The following is a 3,832-nucleotide window of genomic DNA, read 5'->3' as shown; positions in this document are numbered from 1 at the left end:
CGGCATTTTTCTGGGTAATTTTCAAATATCCATTGAGCAATTTCTCGAGCTGTAAACTTTTTTGTCGGGTTTTTCTTTAAAAAATTAAAAACAGTGTTTGTTAAATTTAAAGTCATATGAAAAACTCCCCCTTTTATCCTCTGGGTATTTCATTATATTCAGGCGTTTTAAATGAAAGAACAATAAACTGTTTAAGTTTTTAAAAAAAAGAACATTTATCAAATTACTCAATAAAATTAAAATATTTTTTTAATTTATGACTATAACTCAAAGATCTTTTCACATAACGAAAATAAGATTGTACTTTTATAAAAAATTGTAAATGGACTACAAATTCCCATACAAAAGCATAATCTTGTATAACTTTTCTATACATTTTTCTTTTTATTTTAACGTCGTTAGAAAAAAGTTAAAAATAATTATTCAAACATTTGATTAAACCTCACACCCGTCAATTAAAAAACTTATGTGTTTTATTTTTGAAGCAAAAAGTTAAGAGCTCTCAAGTATAGATTCTGAAATGGTAAACTCTGCACACAAACCTTCAAAACTACTATTTGCTTTAATAGCATCATGGGGAATAAGAACATAATACCATTTTTTATCGCCATAAGTCGCCGCATAGCGCGTTGCATGACAACACCATTGAACTGCAGCTTCTCTCTTTTTTAAAACAATAGGATTTTGCATTTCAGAGGCTTTTTTAGGCTCACAAAGATATTTGGCATCCTTCGTTTCTACAACAAAGTCCGGTTCATAAGTTGATCCTTTATCATATTCTATTCTGAAAAAACCGCGAGCGGGTTTCATCCATTTCAAGACTTGTGCATCATCCTCTAATATTTGAGCAAATCGTAATTCCCCTTCTACTGAATCAAACTTTTGTAAAGGATAACAGCATTTTCTAAAGCCGCTGAATACAAGTTTTTTAATATCACTTTTAATGGCAGGAATATTACGAAAATCAAGAGGAGACGTCCCTTGCGGTAACACATAATGGATAGGTGATAAAGTTGTAAAACCTCGTGTCACTTTAACCGCATAATCTTTTTGCGTTTCCCATTGATGTTCTCTTAATTGCGCAACAATAAAACTAGTAAGCTTGTGCTGATAGTGAATTAATACGTTCTCAACAGCTGTATCATTGGGTAAATAAGATCGGAAATGTTCTACTATCTGATTAGCTAATTTTCGTAATAAGAGCGTATGGTTATCATAATCGACAAAGTCATTATCAACCAAACCACGAATGATGTAGTTTTCAAGATAAGGCTCTTTGACATATTCATTCTTAGATGTGAGAAAAATGCTTTTATGGGTACGCAATTCTCGAATTAAAAGTTCTTTACTAACAGGTTGAAAATTTAAGCTTTCTAGATTTTTTAAATCAAAATCATAAAAACCATAAGTAACATCACGCAAAGGTATGAGTATAATATTTGGAATATCTATTATCAGTTCTGTTAATTGTTTTGTCAGAATTGTCACCACTTTTGATACAAGAGACTTTTGTGATGAAGGCTTAATATTCATAACTTTATTAGCAATTTTTTCTTGTATCTGTGCAGAACAAAGCATTTGAGAACTTGGCAATTTATCATTCTCTTTAATAAGATCCCACGCGATCGCTGCAATATCTTGCTCTTCAGGTGTTAATGTAGGGGAATCTGTATTACGTAATATGATACCTTGTAAATCAGAAGATGCTCCATTTATATCGGAATTACGTGTTACCATCGTTTGCATCAATAAAGCTTCTACTTGGCTTGGAACTGTCACTATATCGGTCTTTTCAGAGGGGATATTCCCTCCTGTTCCAATCTCAATATGCTTTTTTATAATTGAGTTTGGATCGTTTGCACGATCAATAATATCTTGAAAACGATCATGCGCAATAATTGTTAAACGATCAATAGCTTCCACGCCTGTTCTATACCCATAAGGCAAACGCAATCCACGCCCAATTGTTTGCTCTGTTAAAATTTCTGAAGCCGATGCACGCAACGGTACAATAGTATAGAGATTCGTAACATCCCACCCCTCCTTTAATTTATTAACGTGAATAACAATTTCTGTTGGGTCATGAGAATCTTCAATTGCAATAAGCTTTTGAATATTTTGATCTTCTTCTATATTCGACTGTTTTGTATGAATCTCTATAACTTTTCCCTTATAAGCCCCTGCGAAAAATTCATCTGATTCCAATAAATTCCGTAGTTTTTGTGCATGATTTGTATCTTGAGCGACAACTAAAATAAAAGGCTTAACGAACTTTTTGTTATAATCTTTTGCATAGACAATTAAATCTGCTTTCACATTTTCATGGGCATGAATTGCATCTTGTAATTTGATATGTTCTAATTGTTCAGATGTATAATTTTGAGGTTGAAAATCTTTACGTGTAGCAACAGCAGGCTCTTTTACAAAACCATCCCTCATAGCCTCTGCAAGTGAATAACTATAGACAACATTTTTAAAATCTACGGGTTTTGCACCTATTGTTTTTGGTGTCGCTGTAAGCTCTATTCCTAAAACAGGTTTTAACTCATTAATTGCTGCCGCACCAGCAGAAGCACGATAACGGTGTGCTTCATCCATTAACAAAACTAAATCAGGAAGATTTGCGAGATAATCAAAATAACTTTCACCAATCGTTTCTTGTAAGCGTTTAATTCGCGGAATACTAGATTTTAGTGCGCCTTTTTTATTATCCGTTGTATTAATTTTAGAAATATTAAAAATATTGATAAAGGCCGTATCTCTATTCTCAAACAAACGCTTTTGTCCTTCAAAATGGTGTTCATCAACGCGAATACCTTTACCACTTTCATAATCTTCACCTGTAATAATAACGGGTCTATTGGCAATAAATTCACTCATTCCACTGAAAACATACTTCGGACTTTGGGGACTAAAATCCTGTTTTAACTTTTCATAAATAGTCAAATTTGGCGCTAAAACAAAAAAATGGCGACTGCGACCTGTTAAATAAAGATAGCTAATAAAAGCCCCCATAAGTCGCGTTTTCCCAACACCTGTTGCTAAGGCAAAACAAAAAGAGGGAAAGTTTCGTTCAAAATCTTGTACAGAAGGATAAAGATTTTTTATCACTTCTAACTCTGCAACCAAATCAGCATTTTTAGAAAGCTCTATATTTTCTAAGATTTTTACCAAAATATTTAAAGATTCACGTTGAGGATTACGTAACGATAAGCGAGCAGAAATCCTTTTTTCAACAGTGTTCATGAAAAACTCCGCTTTTTATATATTATTCAAATAGATCTAATTCTGCTTGCGCAATATCTTTATTTTTGTTGTTTTCTTTTACCCCAATCACTGGTTCAAGATTGGCTACATTTAAACTGTAATCGTCCCTTCCCCATTCGCATTTTTCTAATATTGCACGGGGGATTTTAGTGAGTGTCAGATTTTCAAACGATGCTGATTTTGTATCAAAGGCTGTCCCACAAATCAGCAACGTGCGATGAGAGCCTACCTCTTCACTCATTATACGGAGTTGTTCATGGGTCATAGCGCTTGTTGTGACATAAATATAATCTGTTTCGGTTGAATACCCTTGCATCCAATAATGATTTTCATCAGGTGCGTAGGTAAATCCCATATGTTTGCACATTGCTTCTGAAAGCATAGCAGCATTATATTCGCGACTAATAATCCATTGTCCCCATGGATCTTTTTGCAACAGAGAAGGTGCAAGGCGATAATAGCGAAATCCACCGCCACCTTGCCAATTGACACTTTTGGAAATTCCCCCTTGATCAGTTCCATCAATGACTTGTTTTAAACGAGGGATAATGTGGGTGTGACAATG

1 protein-coding gene and 1 pseudogene are annotated in these 3,832 nt (G+C 33.9%); both read right to left on the bottom strand.

From position 1 onward, the window contains the following. Positions 1 to 492: 492 nt before the first annotated feature. A complete protein-coding gene (locus tag ACFIL8_RS02270; protein ID WP_375688832.1) occupies positions 493 to 3,246 on the bottom strand; it encodes a DEAD/DEAH box helicase in 2,754 nt (917 codons plus the stop codon). A 22-nt stretch (positions 3,247 to 3,268) separates the two neighbouring features. Next, positions 3,269 to 3,832, bottom strand: a pseudogene (locus ACFIL8_RS02265) (site-specific DNA-methyltransferase); the annotation flags it as partial.

The organism is Bartonella sp. AP57NXGY, assembly GCF_042195805.1.
Lineage (GTDB): Bacteria > Pseudomonadota > Alphaproteobacteria > Rhizobiales > Rhizobiaceae > Bartonella.
This window is presented reverse-complemented; position numbering and strand designations above follow the sequence as displayed.

Bases quoted from the DNA above. Each gene is read 5' to 3' on its own strand.
- ACFIL8_RS02270 (WP_375688832.1), bottom strand. From the start codon at position 3,246: ATGAACACTGTTGAAAAAAGGATTTCTGCTCGCTTATCGTTACGTAAT.